At 62.1% G+C, this 17,690-nt stretch carries 19 protein-coding genes and 1 tRNA gene; 3 read left to right on the top strand and 17 right to left on the bottom strand.

Going from position 1 to position 17,690, the window contains the following annotated elements:
• Positions 1-64: 64 nt before the first annotated feature.
• The 4 genes from CO670_RS08910 to rsfS form a co-directional block, all read right to left on the bottom strand.
• On the bottom strand, positions 65-1,387 hold the full coding sequence (locus CO670_RS08910) for a S41 family peptidase (protein ID WP_097589900.1): 1,323 nt from the start codon (positions 1,385-1,387) through the stop codon (positions 65-67).
• On the bottom strand, positions 1,377-2,777 hold the full coding sequence (locus CO670_RS08905; RefSeq protein WP_097589899.1) for a murein hydrolase activator EnvC: 1,401 nt from the start codon (positions 2,775-2,777) through the stop codon (positions 1,377-1,379). Before CO670_RS08905 ends, CO670_RS08910 begins: the two co-directional genes overlap by 11 nt.
• 167 nt (positions 2,778-2,944) lie before the next feature.
• Complete coding sequence (rlmH, locus tag CO670_RS08900; protein ID WP_088689073.1) at positions 2,945-3,427, bottom strand: 23S rRNA (pseudouridine(1915)-N(3))-methyltransferase RlmH; 483 nt, start codon at positions 3,425-3,427, stop codon at positions 2,945-2,947.
• A gap of 119 nt (positions 3,428-3,546) precedes the next feature.
• Entirely contained in the window at positions 3,547-3,990 is a 444-nt protein-coding gene (gene rsfS, locus CO670_RS08895; protein WP_088677414.1) for a ribosome silencing factor, read from the bottom strand.
• A 210-nt stretch (positions 3,991-4,200) separates the two neighbouring features.
• On the opposite strand from rsfS, the gene CO670_RS08890 reads away from it, so the two are divergent.
• Positions 4,201-4,572 carry a winged helix-turn-helix domain-containing protein gene (locus tag CO670_RS08890; protein WP_097589898.1) on the top strand — a complete coding sequence of 124 codons (372 nt, stop codon included), beginning with the start codon at positions 4,201-4,203 and terminating at the stop codon, positions 4,570-4,572.
• Here CO670_RS08890 and modC read toward each other — a convergent pair whose 3' ends face one another.
• From modC to obgE, 7 genes are all read right to left on the bottom strand, one after another.
• Positions 4,573-5,640: a molybdenum ABC transporter ATP-binding protein gene (modC, locus tag CO670_RS08885; RefSeq protein ID WP_097589897.1), complete on the bottom strand. Its 1,068-nt coding sequence runs from the start codon at positions 5,638-5,640 to the stop codon at positions 4,573-4,575. It lies immediately after the preceding gene.
• Complete coding sequence (gene modB, locus CO670_RS08880) at positions 5,637-6,338, bottom strand: molybdate ABC transporter permease subunit (protein WP_097589896.1); 702 nt, start codon at positions 6,336-6,338, stop codon at positions 5,637-5,639. The genes modC and modB overlap by 4 nt, the downstream gene beginning before the upstream one ends.
• A gap of 212 nt (positions 6,339-6,550) precedes the next feature.
• Positions 6,551-7,339: a molybdate ABC transporter substrate-binding protein gene (modA, locus tag CO670_RS08875; protein WP_097589895.1), complete on the bottom strand. Its 789-nt coding sequence runs from the start codon at positions 7,337-7,339 to the stop codon at positions 6,551-6,553.
• A gap of 483 nt (positions 7,340-7,822) precedes the next feature.
• Positions 7,823-8,422 (bottom strand): nicotinate-nucleotide adenylyltransferase, encoded by a 600-nt coding sequence (locus CO670_RS08870; protein ID WP_245425776.1) that lies wholly within the window; start codon positions 8,420-8,422, stop codon positions 7,823-7,825.
• Between the two features lie 37 nt (positions 8,423-8,459).
• Positions 8,460-9,743: a glutamate-5-semialdehyde dehydrogenase gene (locus tag CO670_RS08865; RefSeq protein ID WP_097589893.1), complete on the bottom strand. Its 1,284-nt coding sequence runs from the start codon at positions 9,741-9,743 to the stop codon at positions 8,460-8,462.
• A complete protein-coding gene (proB, locus tag CO670_RS08860; protein ID WP_097589892.1) occupies positions 9,736-10,905 on the bottom strand; it encodes a glutamate 5-kinase in 1,170 nt (389 codons plus the stop codon). Before proB ends, CO670_RS08865 begins: the two co-directional genes overlap by 8 nt.
• On the bottom strand, positions 10,892-11,968 hold the full coding sequence (obgE, locus tag CO670_RS08855) for a GTPase ObgE (RefSeq protein ID WP_097589891.1): 1,077 nt from the start codon (positions 11,966-11,968) through the stop codon (positions 10,892-10,894). The genes proB and obgE overlap by 14 nt, the downstream gene beginning before the upstream one ends.
• Positions 11,969-12,052: 84 nt before the next feature.
• Here obgE and CO670_RS08850 point away from each other — a divergent pair, with 84 nt between their 5' ends.
• A complete protein-coding gene (locus tag CO670_RS08850; RefSeq protein WP_097589890.1) occupies positions 12,053-12,919 on the top strand; it encodes an endonuclease/exonuclease/phosphatase family protein in 867 nt (288 codons plus the stop codon).
• 98 nt (positions 12,920-13,017) lie between these two features.
• On the opposite strand, the gene CO670_RS08845 is transcribed toward CO670_RS08850, so the two are convergent.
• The 4 genes from CO670_RS08845 to rplU all read right to left on the bottom strand — a co-directional run bounded on the left by CO670_RS08845 (position 13,018) and on the right by rplU (position 15,004).
• Complete coding sequence (locus CO670_RS08845) at positions 13,018-13,605, bottom strand: GNAT family N-acetyltransferase (protein WP_097589889.1); 588 nt, start codon at positions 13,603-13,605, stop codon at positions 13,018-13,020.
• Positions 13,602-14,258: a GNAT family protein gene (locus tag CO670_RS08840; RefSeq protein ID WP_097589888.1), complete on the bottom strand. Its 657-nt coding sequence runs from the start codon at positions 14,256-14,258 to the stop codon at positions 13,602-13,604. The genes CO670_RS08845 and CO670_RS08840 overlap by 4 nt, the downstream gene beginning before the upstream one ends.
• Positions 14,259-14,383: 125 nt before the next feature.
• Positions 14,384-14,653 carry a 50S ribosomal protein L27 gene (rpmA, locus tag CO670_RS08835; RefSeq protein ID WP_004127267.1) on the bottom strand — a complete coding sequence of 90 codons (270 nt, stop codon included), beginning with the start codon at positions 14,651-14,653 and terminating at the stop codon, positions 14,384-14,386.
• 33 nt (positions 14,654-14,686) lie between these two features.
• Positions 14,687-15,004: a 50S ribosomal protein L21 gene (gene rplU / locus CO670_RS08830; RefSeq protein WP_007824851.1), complete on the bottom strand. Its 318-nt coding sequence runs from the start codon at positions 15,002-15,004 to the stop codon at positions 14,687-14,689.
• Between the two features lie 305 nt (positions 15,005-15,309).
• Between rplU and CO670_RS08825 the strand changes: the two genes are divergently transcribed.
• Positions 15,310-15,399, top strand: a tRNA-Ser gene (locus tag CO670_RS08825).
• A 53-nt stretch (positions 15,400-15,452) separates the two neighbouring features.
• Here the strand turns inward: CO670_RS08825 and CO670_RS08820 are convergent.
• Both CO670_RS08820 and CO670_RS08815 read right to left on the bottom strand, forming a co-directional pair.
• Entirely contained in the window at positions 15,453-16,013 is a 561-nt protein-coding gene (locus CO670_RS08820) for a thioredoxin domain-containing protein (protein ID WP_097589887.1), read from the bottom strand.
• 37 nt (positions 16,014-16,050) lie between these two features.
• Positions 16,051-17,487, bottom strand: a complete 1,437-nt coding sequence (locus tag CO670_RS08815; protein WP_097589886.1) for a DUF6880 family protein — start codon at positions 17,485-17,487, stop codon at positions 16,051-16,053.
• Positions 17,488-17,690: the final 203 nt, after the last annotated feature.

The following is a 17,690-nucleotide window of genomic DNA, read 5'->3' as shown; positions in this document are numbered from 1 at the left end:
CCAAAACCGGGAAACAGCAGAAAGGCTCAAGGCCGGGCGAGGTGCCCGGCCTTGAGATGATCGATTACTTGGCGACGACGGCCTTGTCAGGATTCGGCGGGAAGGCCGGATCGGTCTTCTTGCCGCGCAGGAGATCGAGCGCGTAGTTCAGCTGAACGTCATCCTTCGGATCCGGCGGCACATAGGCGACGGAGCCAGAACCTTCGTCGGTCTCGCTCTGGCCCTTGATGTGGCCGCGCAGGCTGGATTCGCCTTCGGTCACCATCTTGCCCTGCAGCTCCTGCGGCAGCGGCTCTTCGACCTTGATGTCGGGGGTGATGCCGGTGCCCTGGATCGAGCGGCCCGACGGCGTGTAATAGAGCGCCGTGGTCAGGCGCAGCGCGCCGTTTTCGCCGAGCGGGATGATCGTCTGGACGGAACCCTTGCCGAAGGAGCGCGTGCCGAGAATGGTGGCGCGGCGCAGATCCTGAAGGGCGCCGGCGACGATTTCCGATGCGGAAGCCGAGCCGCCGTTGATCAGCACGATGACCGGCTTGCCATCCGTCAGGTCGCCTGGGCCGGCGTTGAAGCGGCGGGTTTCGTCAGGATTGCGGCCGCGGGTCGAAACGACCTCGCCGCGCTGCAGCAGGGCATCGGAGACGTTGATCGCCTGGTCGAGCAGGCCGCCCGGATTGAGGCGCAGATCGAGGACGTAACCCTTCAGCTTGTCGGCCGGAACGGCGTCCTTGATCTTCTTGATCGCCTTCTCCATGTCCGGATAGGTCTTTTCGGTGAAGGAGATGATGCGGAGATAACCGACATCGTCCTCGACGCGCGACTTGACCGCCTGGACGGCGACGACGTCACGGACGATCGTCAGCTCGATCGGCTTGTCAGCGCCCTTGCGGATCAGCGTCAGCTTGATCGGCGTGTTGACGGCGCCGCGCATCTTCTCGACGGCGTCTTCCAGCTTCAGGCCACGCACGGACTGGCCGTCGATCTCGGAGATATAGTCGCCGGCGAGAACACCGGCCTTGGCGGCGGGCGTGTCATCGATCGGGGTGATGACCTTGACGAGCTCGTCTTCCATCGTGACTTCGATACCGAGGCCGCCGAACTCACCCTTGGTCTGGGTGCGCATGTCCTCGGCGTCCTTCGCATTCATATAGCTCGAATGCGGGTCGAGCGAGGAGAGCATGCCGTTGATGGCATTCTCGATCAGCTTGTCCTCGGCCGGCGGCGTCACGTATTGGGCACGCACACGCTCGAAGACATCGCCGAAAATCGAGAGTTCCTTGTAGGTGGAGGATCCGGCCGCTTCTGCCGGCACACCCGCCGAGTAAATGACGCTCATGGCGGTCGCACCCATCAATGCGCCGACCAGAACAAGAGAAGCCCTACGAATCATTGCGTGCCTTTCCAGTGTCCTTGGCGGTCCACCACGGTCGGGAATCGACCGGTTTACCGTCTTTTCGAAATTCAATGTAAAGCGTTGGCCGGTCCGTTTCCAGCGCCAATGCAGTTGCGCTCGCCACTCTTTTCGCTCCCATCACGGCGAGCGGCTCGCCGGCGAAAACGAATTTTCCCTGACGGGTATTGATCGTATCCATTCCCGAGAGAACCAGGTGATATCCGTCGCCCGTGTCGAGGATGATCATCTGGCCGTAACTGCGGAAAGCGCCGGCGAAAACCACCAGGCCATCTGCAGGGGCGGTTACCACCGTCTCCGGGTTGGTGGCGACCGTCATGCCCATGGCCTCATGTCCCGTACCGTCGGCATCGCCGAACTGGCGCAGGATATCGCCCGCCACGGGCAGTTCCAATTTCGCCTTCAATTCCCCGAAGGGATATGCGGGCGCAATGCGGTTTTTATCGGGCACACCGCTCTCGGCCAGAGCCTTCGCCTGGGCGCGCTGCTCGTCCGTCAGCAGCCTGCGGTTCTCCTCTGCCTGGCGGGCGGCGGCGGCCGCTTCACGCACCGAGGCGATCTCGGATTCCATCGACGCGACGAGGCTTTCGAGGCTGGTAGCCTTGCCGGCCAATTCCTCCGAACGCTTCTTTTCTGCCTCGAGTTCGGCGGCATCGCTGCGGCTGAGCTTGTCGTTTTCGGCAAGCAGCAGGTCCATGCGCCGTTCTTCCTCGATATTGTCGGTCATCGTCGCCGTCAGGCTGGCCTTTTCGGCAGCGCTTGCGGTCTGCAAGGCGGCGAGACTGGCAAGGTCCGCGGCAAGCTTGTCGGTTTCCTTGCGGATGCCGGGCACGACGGCGCCGAGCAGGATGGCGCTACGCACGGATGCAAGCGCATCATCGGGGGTGACGAGCAAAGCGGGCGGCGGGTTGCGGCCCATGCGCTGGAGGGCCGCCAGCACCTCGGCCAGCAGGCCGCGGCGTTCGTGCAGGGAGCGGCGGATGCCATCTTCCTTGACGCCGAGATCGGCAAGCTTCTTTTCGCTTTCGAGGATCTGTTTTTCGAGCCCCTTGCGGCGGGCGGCGGAATCGATCAGCGCCTGGCGGATGCTTTGCGTGCTCTTTTCCAGGCTGGCGATGCTCTGCTGAAGCTCGCTCACCTTGTCGGAGGAAAGGCTGATCGATTTCGACAGGGTTTCGAGCTCGGCACGGGTCTGGTCGCGTTTGGCGGAGAGTTCGGCGGCCGGATCGGGCGGCGGCGGCACGGCTGCCGGCGAGGCTGGAGATTGCACCGCTTCAGGCGTGGCATCCTGTGCCTGGACGGTAAAGGGGTTTGCCGGAATAACGACCAGCGCCGCACCAAAACCGGCCGCAATAGCCGGCAGGATCATGCGGTGTTGCCTGGTTGCTGTTCTCGTCATGCGTGTCTGGGCACTCTTTCAAATCGCGCGGAGACTAAGCTGATTTGGCGCGCTTTGCCAGAAAGTTTGGCGCAGAACGAACAGCCAGGCAAAACAAGCCTGCGTGACAATCCGACGCATACGCGCCGCGGGTCTTTTCAGACGCGGTGATAGGGGTGGCCGGAGAGGATGGTGACGGCGCGATAGAGCTGTTCGGCGATCAGCGTGCGGACGATCTGGTGCGGCCAGGTCATTTTTCCCAGGCACAGCGTCGCATCGGCGCGGTCGTAAAGGGCGGGATCGAGGCCATCGGCGCCGCCGATCGCAATCGTCAGCTCGCGCTTGCCCTGGTCGCGATAACCGCCCAACAGGTTGGCGAAGGCTTCGCTGTCGAGCGCCTTGCCGCGCTCGTCGAGCAGGATGAGGATGCTGCCCTCGGCAAGCGATTTCAAAAGCATGGCCGCCTCTTCACGCTTGCGGGTTTCCGCATTGGAGGCGCGGCTTTCGGCAACTTCGGCGACGCGAGTGAATTCAAGGCCGACCGCGGAGCCGGCCTTGGCGAAACGGTCCAGGTAACGGGCCACAAGATCCTTTTCGGGGCCGGACTTCAGCCGTCCCACAGCAAAAAGACCAATTCGCATTCACCCGCTCCCGTTCATGGCGGCACTTCAGACGCACGATGCGCCACAGGCCGGCTTGCTGTGTTTCCCGGCCAGTCAATGCCACGTCTCAGGCGCCGAGCGAAGTGCCGGCCCGCCTGTCAGTGCCGTGTTTCTTCGTCCATATCCGGAGCCGCCCACATCTTTTCGATGTTGTAGAACTCGCGGGTTTCGGGACGGAACACATGCACGATGATGTCACCGGTGTCGATCAGGATCCAATCGCCGCCCTCCTGACCTTCGACGCGGGCTGATCCAAAGCCCTCGTCCTTAAGATCGGTGAGCAGATGATCCGAGATCGCCATGACATGCCTGTTCGAGCGGCCGGAGACGACGATCATGTAGTCTCCAAGCGCCGATTTGCCGGCAATGTCGATGGTGACGATATCTTCAGCTTTGGAGTCCTCGAGGCTGGCGAGGACGGCTTCTAAGGTACGGGCGGCGGCATCGGCGCCACGTTCCGCACTCTTCGGGACAACGGCGAGCGTTTTTCCCTTGGCGTGTACTGTTGTCAGTGCTTTCCCTTTCCTGGAATGACAAACCATGCACAACACGAGATCCGAAAACGACCGGATCATGGTTAAGATAGGCATCAAACCATTAATGTTTCAAGACGCGCTAACGTACCGAGCGGCGGAAAAGCCGATCTTACGTTAGAATTAAAGAATATTGCCGCTGGAGCTGCTTCTTGCGGGCGGTGTACAGTTTCCATGCCGCAGCGTAAAGTGCGGCAAATTTCACGATTTCTGGCTTCGATGACCGACACGGCTGCAAAATTAATCGTTCCCGTCCTGCGAATCAGCTTTCCGGATGAGGATCGTCTCGGTCACGGCAAGATGGAACTCTTGGAGCATATTCGCGAGACTGGCTCGATTTCGGCGGCGGGACGGGCGATGGACATGTCCTACCGGCGGGCATGGCTGCTCGTCAGCGAGATGAACCGGATGTTCTCAGAACAGGTGGTGGAATCGCAGCGCGGCGGGCAGAAGGGCGGTGGCGCGGCGCTGACGCCGTTCGGCGAGGAACTGCTCGACCGCTTCCGCCGGATGGAAAAGACGATGCGGGAGAGCCTCGCCGAGGACCTCGCCTGGCTCGAAGGCAAGCGCAGCCGGCAGCAGGGCAGCTGATCAGGCTTCAAGGGCGACCGTCTTGACGATGGCGAAGACGGTCTTGCCGGGCCGGAGATCGAGACGCTCCCGGGACAAGGCGGTGATGCGCGAGAGAATGGCATCGCCGCCGCAATCGATCCGGATTTCGACCGTTCCGTCGTGCTGCGGCGACATGTCCTCGATCCTACCTTCGAGAATGTTCAGCGCACTCAGCCCCTCGGGCCTTGCCGTCGCCAGCATGACATCGCGTGCGGGAATGCGGATGCGGACCGGCTTGCCGGGCGCAAGGGCGGCGCCGGGAATATGCAGCCGGCAGGATTTCAGGGCGACGATCGACAGGTGGTGACCGGCATCGAAGCTTTCGACGGTGCCCTGCAGCAGAGCGCCCGCTTCCTTCCTGTCGGAAGCCGCGGAGGGACGGCTCAATATGTCGAGGGCCGGACCTGTCGCTTCCACCCTGCCGTCGCGCATGAGGACGACCTGGTTTGCCAGGCGCGCCACCTCGGCGATCGCATGGCTGACATAGACGATCGGGATTTCCGTCTCATCGCGCAACCGCTCCAGATAGGGTAGGATCTCGGCCTTGCGCGCCTCGTCGAGGGCGGCGAGCGGCTCGTCCATCAACAGCAGGCGGGGGGAAGAGAGAAGGGCGCGGCCGATCGCAACGCGCTGTTTCTCGCCGCCGGAAAGCTTTGCGGGGCTGCGCTCGAGCAGCGCCTCGATGCCGAGCAGGTCGACGATGCGGTCGAAGCTCTCGCGGCCTGCCGCCTGCGGCGCGAACCAGCGACCATAGGAAAGATTGGCGCGGACGCTCAAATGCGGAAACAGCCGCGCCTCCTGGAAGACGTAGCCGAAACGGCGGCGGTGTTTCGGGACGAAGATGCCGCCGGCGGTCTCCGTCAGCGCCTCGCCGTCGAGCATGACGCGGCCTTCATCGGGGCGGGCAAGCCCGGCGATGATGCGGATCAGCGACGTCTTGCCGGAGCCGGAACGGCCGAACAGCGCGGTGACGCCGCGCTCGGAGGTGAAGGCAGCGTCGAGCGAAAAGGCGCCGAGCCTCTGTTTTGCCTCTACGATCAGCGTCATTCCGGATCGATCCTCCGGCCGGCGAGGCGGGCGAGGAATTCGGATGCGAGCAGGGCGGCCATGGAAATGACGATGGCGACCAGCGTCAGCCGCAGCGCGCCGGCATCGCCACCCGGTACCTGGGTGAAGGTGTAGATCGCAGCCGGCAGCGTCTGGGTTTCGCCCGGAATGTTGGAGACGAAGGTGATCGTGGCGCCGAACTCGCCCATCGCCTTGGCGAATGAAAGCACCATGCCGGCGATGATGCCCGGGAGTATCAGCGGCAGGGTGATCGTCAGGAAAACCCAGGCGGGACCGGCGCCGAGCGTGCCGGCTGCCTCTTCCAGCTTGCGGTCGACCACTTCGATTGACAGGCGGATGCTGCGCACCATCAGCGGAAAGGCCATGACGGCGCAGGCGAGTGCTGCACCCGTCCAGCGGAAGGAGAAGACGATGCCGAAATGCTGATCGAGCAGGCTGCCGATCGGGCCGCGGCGGCCGAAGAGGATCAGGAGAAGGAAACCGGTGACGACGGGGGGCAGGATCAGCGGCAGGTGAACCAAGCCGTTCAACACCGACTTGCCCCAGAAGCGGCCGCGGGCAAGCAGCAGCGCGACCAGAATGCCGAAGGGAAGGCTCGCCAGCATGGCGACCAGCGAGACGCGCAGGCTGAGCAGGATCGCCGTCCATTCTTCATTGCTCAGGCCCAGTATATCCAAATGCTGTTGTCTCCACGAAATCGAAGGCTCACTGAGGCTCAGTTCACCTTTTACTCCGCGTCATCCTCGGCCTTGTGCCGAGGATCTGCTGCCCTATCAAGCGGATGCAGATGCTCGGGACAAGCCCGAGCATGACGAAGGAGCAATAGCCGGTTCTGTCAGCCTTCACGCTAAGCGGTGGTTGTTGATTCCGCAATCATTTCGCCCCTCAGTCACTCGAGAACGATAAATCCCTGCGACGTGAAGAAGGTGGCCGCCTTGTCCGATTTCAGGAAATCGAGATAGGCTGCCGCATCCGGGTTCTTGCTTTCGGCAAGAATTGCGACCGGGTAGATGATCGGCGGATGGGACTCGGCCGGGAAGGTGCCGACGATGGCGACGCCCTTATCGGCTGCCGCATCCGTCTGGTAGACGATGCCACAGGGCGCTTCGCCGCGGGAGACGAGGGCGAGGGCGGCGCGCACGCTTTCGGCGCCGGCGACCTTGGTTTCGACCGATGTCCAGACGCCGAGTTTTTCGAGCGCGGCCATGGCGTATTTGCCGGCGGGCACCGATTTCGGCTCACCCATGGCGAGCTTGCCATCGCCCAGCAAACCGGCAAGATCGAAGCCCTGCTTGATCTCGACGGGTTTTGCCTTGTCCTTTTCGGCAACGAGCACGATCCTGTTTCCCAGCAGGTTCGTGCGGGTGTCGGCCTTGATCAGGTTTTTCTTGGCGAGGTAATCCATCCAGTCGAGATCGGCCGAGATGAAGATATCGGCGGGTGCGGCGTTTTCGATCTGTTTGGCCAGCGCTCCGCTTGCCGCATAGGAGGCGACGGCCTCCTTTCCGCTTTCCCTCGCCCAGGCGGCGTTGGCGGCGTCGAGAGCATTCTTGAGGCTTGCCGCGGCAAAGACGGTCAGTTTTTCGGCGGCTGCGGCCGGTACTGATAATGCGGCGGTCGACCAGAGCGCCGCGATCACGGCGGTTGCCAGTTTCATCCATTGGCGGCGGTTCTGCATGCTGTCACTCCCCAGGATTCGAAATATTTTGGCGAATATAACGATGCCGGCATTTTGGCTAGGGATATATCCATAGAAATATAACCGTATCTGCGGCCGCTGGAGTTACGTCTTCATGAGGCGCATAGCTTTATGAGACGGAGATATCTGTGCAGGCGCGACGAGCACGGGATGCCAGCCCTCAAACCATGCGAACTGCCGTGGGAAAGGGCCAATTTGCGGGGCCGTGCCGATAATATCGGCAGTAGTTCAAGCCTCCCGCCCTCAGTCTTGCATCGTTCGCATTGCTGCATTGCACAAATCGATATTCACCTTTCTCGGGAATATGATACAACACACTCATCGAAACGGCTTTCTCCTCCTCCCATAGCCGTTCGACAGGATCGGCAACACTCCTCCTCCCAGTTGTCGATCGAGTTTATAAGCCCGACGGATCTCCTCCCCCGTCGGGCTTTCTCGTTTCTGGCATCCCTGAAAAACAGTCTATTCGGCCTTGCCCGGCAGCGCGCCGTTGCGAATGGCCGTCGAGCTCAGGCCGGAGCGCGGCCCGTGGATGAAGGTCCAGGCCGGGGCCGGCTTCTTCCAGAGAACGCGTGCGTCGTCCTCGTCGATCCGGGCGAAATCGAAGGTTCTCGTCATTTTCGAGGAGAGGTAGGAGAGTGTGGCGCCCGGCCGGTCGATGACGGCGATCGGGAAGGTGCGGGCAATCTCCTGCCATTTCTGCCATTTGTCGAAGGTCTGCAGGCTGTCGGCACCCATGATCCAGATGAAATGCACATGCGGATTGCGGGCTTTGACGCGGGCAAGCGTATTGGCGGTATAGCTGACGCCGAGCGCCTGTTCGAAAGCGGTGACCTTGATGCGCGGATCGGCGGCGATCCGCTCGCTCTCCGCGATGCGCGCGGCAAGCGGCGCGAGAAGATTGCGGCTTTTCAGCGGGTTGCCCGGCGTTACCATCCACCAGAGCTGGTCGAGGCCGAGCCGCTTGATGGCGATCTCGGCGACCAGTGCATGGCCCTGATGCGGCGGATTGAACGAACCGCCGAACAGGCCGATGATCATGCCGCGCTCGCTGTGCGGCATGCGGAGATAGCGCCGGTCCAGATTTTCCGCCGTCACGTCAGGGTCGGGTCTGTCCGGCACCGCGCACCCGGTATTTGAAGGAGGTGAGCTGTTCGACGCCGACGGGGCCGCGGGCATGCATCTTGCCGGTGGCAATGCCGATTTCCGCGCCCATGCCGAACTCGCCGCCATCGGCAAACTGCGTCGAGGCATTGTGCAGCAGGATCGCCGAATCGACTTCCGTGAAGAAGCGCTCGACGACGGCGGGATCTTCGGCGATCACGGCCTCGGTGTGGTTCGAGGAGTATTTCTGGATATGGGCGATCGCGCCCGATATGCCGTCGACGACGGCGACCGAGATGATCGCGTCGAGATATTCGGTCGACCAGTCTTCCTCGGTCGCAGGTTTCATGCCGGGCGCGACCTTCAGCACCGCTGCCGACGCGCGGATCTCGCAGCCGGCATTCGTGAGAACCTCAAGCAATGGCGTCAGATGCGTGCCGATCGCCGCGCCATCGACGAGCAGCGTTTCGGCTGCGCCGCAGATGCCGGTGCGGCGCATCTTGGCGTTGACAACGATCTTCTTCGCCATATCGAGATCGGCCGATGCATCGACATAGATGTGGCAAAGGCCTTCCAGATGGGCAAAGACCGGCACCCGGGCCTCGTTCTGCACGCGGGCGACCAGGCTCTTGCCGCCGCGCGGCACGATGACGTCGATCGATCCGTCGAGGCCGCGCAGCATGGCACCAACGGCGGCGCGGTCGGTCACCGGAACGAGTTGGATAGTATGCTCTGGAAGTCCTGCCGCCTTCAGGCCTTCGACCATGCAGACATGGATAGCCTGCGATGAACGGCGCGAATCCGAGCCGCAGCGCAGGATGACCGCATTGCCCGCCTTGAGGCAAAGCGCGCCGGCATCGGCCGTCACGTTCGGCCGGCTTTCGAAGATCACGCCGATGACGCCGAGCGGCGTGCGAACGCGCTCGATCTTAAGGCCGTTCGGGCGGTCCCAGGCGGCGATGACTTCGCCGACCGGATCGGCAAGGGCGGCGATGGCGCGGATTCCCTCGGCCATTTCGGCGATGCGCTTGTCGTTCAGCGTCAGCCGGTCGACGAAGGAGGCCAGCGTCTCGCTGCCTTCGATATCCTTCAGGTCCTTGGCGTTCTCGGCCAGGATCTGCGCCTTGTTCGCCAGGATTGCATCGGCCATGGCATTCAGGGCGCGGTTCTTCGCCTCGGTGGACGCAAAGCCCAACGGTCGCGCGGCAGCCTTCGCCTTGCGGCCGATGTCGTTCATCAGCGCGTCAATGTCAGGGCTCGGCGCAACGGTATCAAGCATAGCTCGCGTCCTTCTTCTGCCTTTCCGATTTCTGTCTGATTTGCGCGGTCATCACCATGTCGTCACGATGGACCATGGCGGCGCGGCCGGCATAGCCGAGGATGGCCTCGATCTCCGCCGATTTGCGGCCGGCGATCCGGCGGGCGTCCTCGGCATCGTAGCTGGCAAGGCCACGGGCGATCTCGCGGCCTTCAGGGCCGACGATCGCCACGGTATCGCCGCGGCTGAAGAGACCGGTAACGTTACGCACGCCGGCCGGAAGCAGGCTCTTGCCGGCGCCGAGCGCCGTGACGGCGCCCTCATCGACATGCAGTTCGCCGGCCGGCTGCAGCTGCCCCGCGATCCAGGTCTTGCGGGCGGTGACGGGTGTGCCCGAAGGGGCGAACCAGGAGGAGCGGGCACCGGTTTCGATCGCCGACAGCGGGCTCTCGGTCTTGCCCGAAGCGATGATCATGGCGCAGCCCGATGTCGTGGCGATCTTGCCGGCATCGATCTTGGTGCGCATGCCGCCGCGCGAAAGCTCGGAGGCCGCACCGCCGGCCATCGCCTCGATCTCGGGCGTGATTTCGCCGATCGTCTCGAGAAAGGCCGCATTCGGATCGAGATGCGGCGGCGCGGTGTAGAGGCCGTCGATATCGGAGAGAAGAATGAGCAGGTCGGCGCCGGTCATGGTCGCGACGCGGGCGGCGAGGCGGTCATTGTCGCCATAGCGGATTTCGCTGGTCGCGACCGTATCGTTCTCGTTGATGATCGGCACGGCGCCGATTTTCAAAAGCTGGTTGATGGTGGCGCGCGCATTGAGATAGCGGCGGCGCTCTTCGGTGTCGCCGAGCGTCAGCAGGATCTGGCCGGCGACGATCTCGTCGCGCGACAGGCTTTCCGACCAGGCGCGCGCCAGCGCGATCTGGCCGACGGCGGCAGCCGCTTGGCTTTCCTCAAGCTTCAGCGCGCCCGAGGGCAGGTCGAGCACCGAGCGGCCGAGCGCGATCGCCCCCGAGGAAACGACGAGCACATCGATGCCCTTGGCCTTCAGGCCCGCAATATCGGCGCACATGGCATCGAGCCAGGCCTTCTTCAATCCGGCCTTGCGGTCGACCAGGAGGGCGGAGCCGATCTTGATGACGATGCGGCGGTAGCGGCCGAGCGGTTTACGGCTGGTCATCGGCCTCGTCCTCTTCGGAGACGATCATGTCGCGATGCCTGAGCTTAGGCACCTTGGCCGGTTTTTCCTCCGTATTCGCCTCGACGATGATGTCGCGCAGCGCGCGCAGGACCTCGGTCATGCCCTTGCCGGTGGCCGCCGAAATCTGGAACGGCGTTCTGCCGCAGGCCTTGGCCAGCTCTTTCGTCTTCTTCTTCAGTTCGGCCTCATCGAGCACGTCGATCTGCGACAGTGCCACGATCTCGGGCTTGTCGGTCAGCTCGTTGCCATAGGCTTCGAGCTCATGTTTGACCGTCTTATAGGCTTTGCCGACCTTTTCCTCCTGGGCGGAGACGAGATGCAGCAGCACGCGGGTGCGCTCGACATGGCCGAGGAAACGGTCGCCGATGCCGACGCCCTCGTGGGCGCCTTCGATCAGGCCCGGAATATCGGCAAGGATGAATTCCCGCTCGTCGACCGTGGCGACGCCGAGATTGGGATGCAGCGTGGTGAAGGGATAATTGGCGATCTTCGGCCGGGCGCGGGTGACCGACGCAAGGAAGGTCGATTTGCCGGCATTCGGCAGGCCGACGAGGCCGGCATCGGCAATCAGCTTCAGCCGCAGCCAGATGGTCTTTTCCTCGCCGGGCAGGCCGGGATTGGCCCAGTCCGGCGCCTGATTGACCGAGGATTTGAAATGTGCGTTGCCGAAGCCGCCATTGCCGCCATGGGCGAGGCAGAAGCGCTGGCCTTCCTCGGTCAGGTCGCAGATCAGCGTTTCCCGGTCTTCCTCGAAGATCTGGGTGCCGACAGGGACCTTCAGCGTCACATCGCTGCCGTTGGCGCCGGTGCGGTTGCGGCCCATGCCATGGGTGCCGATCGTCGCCTTGAAATGCTGCTGATAACGGAAGTCGATCAGCGTGTTGAGACCGTTGACGGCCTCGACCCAGACGTCGCCGCCGCGCCCGCCGTCACCGCCGTCGGGGCCGCCGAACTCGATGAATTTCTCGCGCCGGAAGGAAACGCTGCCCGCGCCGCCATCGCCTGAGCGGATATAGACCTTTGCTTCGTCGAGAAATTTCATTTTACTTCCAGTATCCGGTGGCAGTTGGACGGCCCGTCTTGGCCCATTCGATATAGGCGGTTCCGACGGAGGTCAAAGATTATCGTGATTTTTGCGAGCTATAACATACAGTACGGCTTCGGTCTCGACGGCAGATACGATCTGGAACGAATTGCCCGGAGCCTTGAAGGCGCCGATGTCATCGCCCTGCAGGAGGTGACCCGCGGCTTCTCCCGCAACCGTTTCGCCGATATGCCGGGCGATATCGCAGCCTTCTTTCCCGACCATTTCTGGGTGTATGGGCCGGCCTGCGATCTGCATATCGAGGCCGCTGAAAGCGGGCTGCGGCCGGTGCGCGGCACGCGCTTCCAGTTCGGCAACATGGTGCTGTCGCGCTGGCCGATCCTTTCGACGCGGACGCTGCTTCTGCCGCGCAGCCGCACGATCGGCAAGATCAATCCGCAGCGCGGCGCCACCGAGGCGGTGATCGCCGCTCCCGGCGGAGCGCTCCGCGTCTATTCGGTCCATCTCGACCATGTCTCGCCCGACGAGCGCATCCGCCAGCTGCAATTCCTGAACATGCATATCAACGCCTTTGTCCAGGACGGCGGATCGCTGACCGGGGCAGCCGAGTTCGACCTGCCGGAGCCGCCTTTGCCGGAGCATTACGTCATCATGGGCGATTTCAACATGGTGCCGGAATCGCCGGAATATTGCGCGCTTGCGGGGGCTGCCGGCGGGTATTACGGCCGGGTTGCGAGGATCGGCACGCCGATCGACGCCTTTGCCGATCTCGGCGCCTATCGCCCGGGAAGCTACAGCTGGATGAATCCTGAGGATGACGGCGAACGCATGCATCTCGACTATTGCTTCGTCAGTTGCGGCCTGAAGGACCGGTTGAAATCCGCACGGATCGATACGCAATCCGTTGGGTCCGATCACTTCCCCCTATGGGTCGAGATCGATGATTGACGAAGACGCCGCCGGTCGGGCGGCGTCTCCTTTTCTCTATTGGTATGAGAGCATGATGTTATCCGAAAACCGCTCACACTTTTCGGCATCATGCTCTGTCAGGCAACCTTTCGCGGCGGCAGCATGCCAGGCTGCAGCACGGTTTCGATGTGCGACACCATGGTGTTGCGGGCGAAACAATAGATTTCGCCGCAACCCGTCATGCGGAAACCGAGCTTCTCCTGCAGTCTGAGCGAAGCCGGATTGTCGGCGAAGACGCCGGAATGGATCGGCGTCTCCGGCATGCGGCGCGAGAAGCGCTCGATGATCGCCGCCACCGCCTCGCTCATATAGCCGCGCCGCCAGTAGTAGCGGTTCAGCCAGTAGCCGAGGTGCCAGCGGCCGTGGCGCAGCTCGATCGAGACGTTGCCGATATGGACATCGTCCTTGCCTGTTATCGCCAGCGGCCAGTCCGGCAGCGTGCCCGAGGTGACCGGGACGAGCCAATCCAGCGCATCCTGCCTGTCGAAGGGCGCCGGTACGCGGGAGAGCATGCGCGTCACCGCGAAATCGGACAGCGATTCCGCGATGGCGGGCGCATCGCTCAGCCTGTGGGGGCGAAGCGTCAGCAGGGCTGTCGAGATGACCGGCGCGGGGCCGGGCATCATCGACTTCAACTCCGGCCTTTGCAGTGCCGTCGTGCTCATGCGATGTTCCCCCAGCTTCTGAGAGACATCCAGGTCTTGCGGTCGAGCCTGTACCATTCCACAGGCACGTTGCTGCCGAGCGCCAGCGAGGCTGCGAGCCCCGATCCCTGGAACTGGAAGCCGCACTTCTGAATGACGCGCCGCGAGGCGACGTTCATGACCCGGCAGCGGGCGTCGATCTGATCGACGTCCTGACGCGTCCTGAACACCATATCGACCAGGGCATGGCAGGCCTCGGTCGTATAACCCTGGTTCCAGTAGGGCTCACCCAGCCAGTAACCGATCTCGACGGTCCTGCCGTCAGTATGCGGTTCCACGCCGCAGCACCCCATGAAGGCGCCGTTTTCGGCTTTGGTGATGGCATAGACGCACTTGCCCATCTCGCCATTTCGCGTACGCCAAACAAAGTCGGCGGCATCATCGGCGGTATAGGGGTGCGGCATACGCGATACCATGGTGGCGACTTTGGCGTTGTTGGCGAGATGGGCAAGGGCGTCGATGTCTTCCTCGTGCGGCGCGCGCATGACGAGCCGTTCCGATAACAAGACAGGGCAATCGGTCCTTAACCGCTCCGGCCTCAGCCGTTCCTTGGGAGACCGCTGGTCTTCCCTGGGCGACCGTGATTGGTCGACCCTTATCAATTCGCCTTGCATGTTCAGTCCTCCTGTTTGGACAAAGAAAAAGGGGAGATGGCGCCCCATCTCCCCTGTTTTCTGGACTGAACCTGGTACGGCCAGCCGGGTCGATGAGACGCCGGCTGTTTTTGAGCGCTACCGGCTTATTCCGCTGCTTCCGCTTTCGGCATGACAGACACGTAGACGCGACCGTTGGCCTTCGTTCGGTAGTTCACATTGCCGGCGGTAAGCGCAAAAATCGTGTGATCCTTGCCGAGGCCGACGTTGGAACCGGGATGCCACTGCGTACCGCGCTGACGCACGATGATGTTGCCTGCGATGACGGCTTCGCCGCCGAACTTCTTCACGCCAAGGCGCTTGGATTCGGAATCGCGACCGTTGCGCGAGGAACCGCCAGCTTTTTTGTGTGCCATTGGAGTTCTCCTTTAAACCTTGTCCCGTTGATCTTACTTGGCAGCCACGATGTCCGTGATACGGACGACCGTGTGATGCTGACGATGGCCGCGCGAACGCTTCGAATTCTGACGGCGGCGCTTCTTGAAGGCGATGACCTTCTTGCCGCGGGTCTGGTCGACGACTTCCGCCTTGACGGAGGCGCCGGCTACGAAGGGCGCACCGATCGCCGCGTCGGCGCCTTCGCCGATCACGAGAACTTCGGTGAATTCAATGGAGTCGCCAGCGGATGCTTCAAGCTTCTCGATGGTCAGCACGTCGTTGGCTGCCACACGGTACTGCTTGCCGCCGGTCTTGATGACTGCGAACATTTTTTATCCTTTCATGTTCGTTCCAGCTCTCCCCGCTGATCAGCAGGGTGGCCGTCTTTTTATCAGTCGAAGTTAAGCAGGGATTTCAGAGGGCTGGCCTCGAGCTCTTCCTGCCGGTGAAAAGCCCCACGCGAGCGTGGGACTGGCAAGGCACGGATTACTCCGAACCTATTGCGCAGCCGAGATACGCGAGTGACAAAAAAGTGTCAAGGCAAAAGGATGGAATGCTTTGACTTTTCGGCTTGCCAACCTGTCATATGCCCGTTATGAGAACGCCCGCGCCGAACAAGCGCCGACCTGACCGCGGAGAGGTGGCAGAGTGGTCGAATGCACCGCACTCGAAATGCGGCATACCTGCAAGGGTATCGTGGGTTCAAATCCCACCCTCTCCGCCATAATTTTTTCTGGTGCCAGCGCTTGTGATTTTCGGACGCCGGCATAGCTGGCGTCAGTTACCCAGCACCTTCTTCACCCAGACCGCAATTTCATCGCCGCTGCTCATATCCGCCTGCACCAGACCGTCGATGATGAAGGTCGGGGAGACATGAATGCCGTTTTGCCGGGCATATTTGCAGTGCCATTTGATTTCCCGGTCGAGATCGGGAATCGCGAAGGCGTCCTTGAGCTTCACGCCGCTATAGCTTTCGAGGCGCTCAATGATCTGATTCGGCGTCACATCCATATTCGCGCCGCCAGCATGACGCTCGAATTCGAATTCCTCCCGATGCGCGGCGACGGCGGCTAGAACTTTCTTCGCCGTCTCCTTGCCGCCCTCCAGGGTCGAGGCTGCGATGACGCAGCGGACGATCACGCCGGAATACATATGCCAGGGCTGCGACTGCAGGCGGATCTTGATCGTGATCTTGTCTTTGCCGGCTTGATCGAGAAGCGCATCGAGCTTGCCGAACGCTCTGACGGAGTACGGGCAGGTGGGCTCCAGGAATACTTCGAAAATGCGCGGGCCATTGCCCCAGGCCAGCGGATCTGCATGCCACGAAGTTCCAGTCATGTGGTGTCCTTTCTGTTTGTGAAATCGGATATCGGGCCTAACGTATCAGGCTCCAGAAGCCATGCTTCTTTCCATGTTGGCGCTTCAGCTCGGTGACGTAGGTGTCGTGAGGTCGGGCGCTGCCGAAATCATCGATATGGGGCGCGAGCGACGCGCATTCGGCAAGATGGCGCGCGGCGTGCCTGTAACGGCTGGATCGGCCGTATTCGAGAGCGAAACCGATCATCGACCGCAGCACCGTGGTTGCCGCGAGCGGGTATTTTTCCCGCAACATCTCGGCGGCCGGTGTCATCAGTTCGTAAAGATTGCCGTCCAGTTCCGCCTGGCGCCTGGAGATGAGTTTCGCCGCCTCGGCAGGTGCGGGCCACGCAAGGAAAAAGGCAAGGGCTTGATGAACATCCGGAAAATCGTGGGCGAAGGCGAATGCCTTTTCCTCGGCCTCGATGTCGTCGAAGTCGGCGAGCTTTCGCAGGAAAGCGCGAAGATGCTCCCCGTTCAGCGATCGCTCGAAGCACTGCCATCGATAGGCCTGCGCCTCCTCTTCCCGTCCGAGCGCATCGAGTGTTTCGATGCGGGCGCGCTGCCACTCAAAAGGCACTTCGAACCGCCCCCTGTGATCGGCGCGGTCCAAAATCCTCAATGCCTCCTCGGCGCGTCCAGCCGAGAGCAAGCGGTTGGCAATCTCTGACGCGACCATCGGCGTCCTCAGCGTCTCTTTCGGCTGCTGGGCGATGAAGGCGTCGACATCATCCTGGGCATCGGCAATTTCCTGCAGAGCGATGCGTGCGGTCTGTCGCCGATGGCTGGCGTAGATTTCGTCCTTGTAGATCGGCCCACTGCCGCCCCAGCCGAGAATTTCCCGGTCGGCGTCGGCAGGCTTCTCCTCCGCTTCGTTCGACCATTGCACCAGAAGGCTCTTCAAACGCTCCAAGCCGTCCTTGCCCAACGCCGGAACCATCTCGGCGATCAGTGGATCATATTGCCCGTGGTCGTTGTTCTGCAGCGCAGCGAAGACCTTGTCGGCAAGGACATCGATGCCAATGCCTGCGGATCTGGCGATGATGCTGGCATCGGCACATGCCTGATGGAACGTCTCGATGAAGGGGATGTCGCTGCTGTTGGATCGATGGAATATCGAATCGGCAACGGCAAGGAATTGCCAGATGAGATCGAACGCTTCCTTCGGATCGTCGGCGGCCACGACGGTGACGATCGCGGATCGCTGCGTTTCAAGGTCCGCGTTGACGGTTTTTACTTTATGCCATTCGATGACGCTCTGCGCTCGCGCGATGCTGCCGAGGCGCTTGCGGATCTCGCGCGCGACCTCGGTACTGCCCTGATTGCCGGCCAGTTCCATGCGAAGCCGCCGTTTATGGGCGGCGCTGCCGGTGCTGATTTCGATCAGCAGTTCGGCGAGACGTTGCGCCCCGAGAGCTTCCAGGTTCTTCGCGTTGAGCGTCGTCTTTGCTGCCATGGATCCCTGCTGTCGTTTCGCGCCGAGCCTAACTCGGTAATCAAATCAGTCCAAGCTGCCGAGGGAGGAGTTGCCGGTATATCGTATCGTGAATTCGTATGACTTTATCGGCGGTTAGTCTCGCCGAATCATGGACGTTAGCCAAAAAATAACGCTGCCTCGTAACGACTCCTAAAGCCGGGTTTGGCACCTTGCTGCTATCG

It is taken from the genome of Rhizobium sp. J15 (genome assembly GCF_002531825.1).
GTDB lineage: Bacteria > Pseudomonadota > Alphaproteobacteria > Rhizobiales > Rhizobiaceae > Rhizobium.
Note: the sequence above shows the minus strand (reverse complement) of the source record. Positions and strands in the feature narration are given on the sequence as shown.

Bases quoted from the DNA above. Each gene is read 5' to 3' on its own strand.
- CO670_RS08865 (WP_097589893.1), bottom strand. From the start codon at position 9,743: ATGCTTGATACCGTTGCGCCGAGCCCTGACATTGACGCGCTGATGAAC.
- CO670_RS08905 (WP_097589899.1), bottom strand. From the start codon at position 2,777: ATGATCCTGCCGGCTATTGCGGCCGGTTTTGGTGCGGCGCTGGTCGTT.
- rsfS (WP_088677414.1), bottom strand. From the start codon at position 3,990: ATGGTTTGTCATTCCAGGAAAGGGAAAGCACTGACAACAGTACACGCC.
- proB (WP_097589892.1), bottom strand. From the start codon at position 10,905: ATGACCAGCCGTAAACCGCTCGGCCGCTACCGCCGCATCGTCATCAAG.
- rlmH (WP_088689073.1), bottom strand. From the start codon at position 3,427: ATGCGAATTGGTCTTTTTGCTGTGGGACGGCTGAAGTCCGGCCCCGAA.
- CO670_RS08820 (WP_097589887.1), bottom strand. From the start codon at position 16,013: ATGACTGGAACTTCGTGGCATGCAGATCCGCTGGCCTGGGGCAATGGC.
- obgE (WP_097589891.1), bottom strand. From the start codon at position 11,968: ATGAAATTTCTCGACGAAGCAAAGGTCTATATCCGCTCAGGCGATGGC.
- modC (WP_097589897.1), bottom strand. From the start codon at position 5,640: ATGACGCTGATCGTAGAGGCAAAACAGAGGCTCGGCGCCTTTTCGCTC.
- CO670_RS08890 (WP_097589898.1), top strand. From the start codon at position 4,201: ATGACCGACACGGCTGCAAAATTAATCGTTCCCGTCCTGCGAATCAGC.
- CO670_RS08845 (WP_097589889.1), bottom strand. From the start codon at position 13,605: ATGAGCACGACGGCACTGCAAAGGCCGGAGTTGAAGTCGATGATGCCC.
- CO670_RS08870 (WP_245425776.1), bottom strand. From the start codon at position 8,422: ATGCCGCACAGCGAGCGCGGCATGATCATCGGCCTGTTCGGCGGTTCG.
- CO670_RS08910 (WP_097589900.1), bottom strand. From the start codon at position 1,387: ATGATTCGTAGGGCTTCTCTTGTTCTGGTCGGCGCATTGATGGGTGCG.
- rplU (WP_007824851.1), bottom strand. From the start codon at position 15,004: ATGTTCGCAGTCATCAAGACCGGCGGCAAGCAGTACCGTGTGGCAGCC.
- rpmA (WP_004127267.1), bottom strand. From the start codon at position 14,653: ATGGCACACAAAAAAGCTGGCGGTTCCTCGCGCAACGGTCGCGATTCC.
- modA (WP_097589895.1), bottom strand. From the start codon at position 7,339: ATGCAGAACCGCCGCCAATGGATGAAACTGGCAACCGCCGTGATCGCG.
- CO670_RS08840 (WP_097589888.1), bottom strand. From the start codon at position 14,258: ATGCAAGGCGAATTGATAAGGGTCGACCAATCACGGTCGCCCAGGGAA.
- CO670_RS08815 (WP_097589886.1), bottom strand. From the start codon at position 17,487: ATGGCAGCAAAGACGACGCTCAACGCGAAGAACCTGGAAGCTCTCGGG.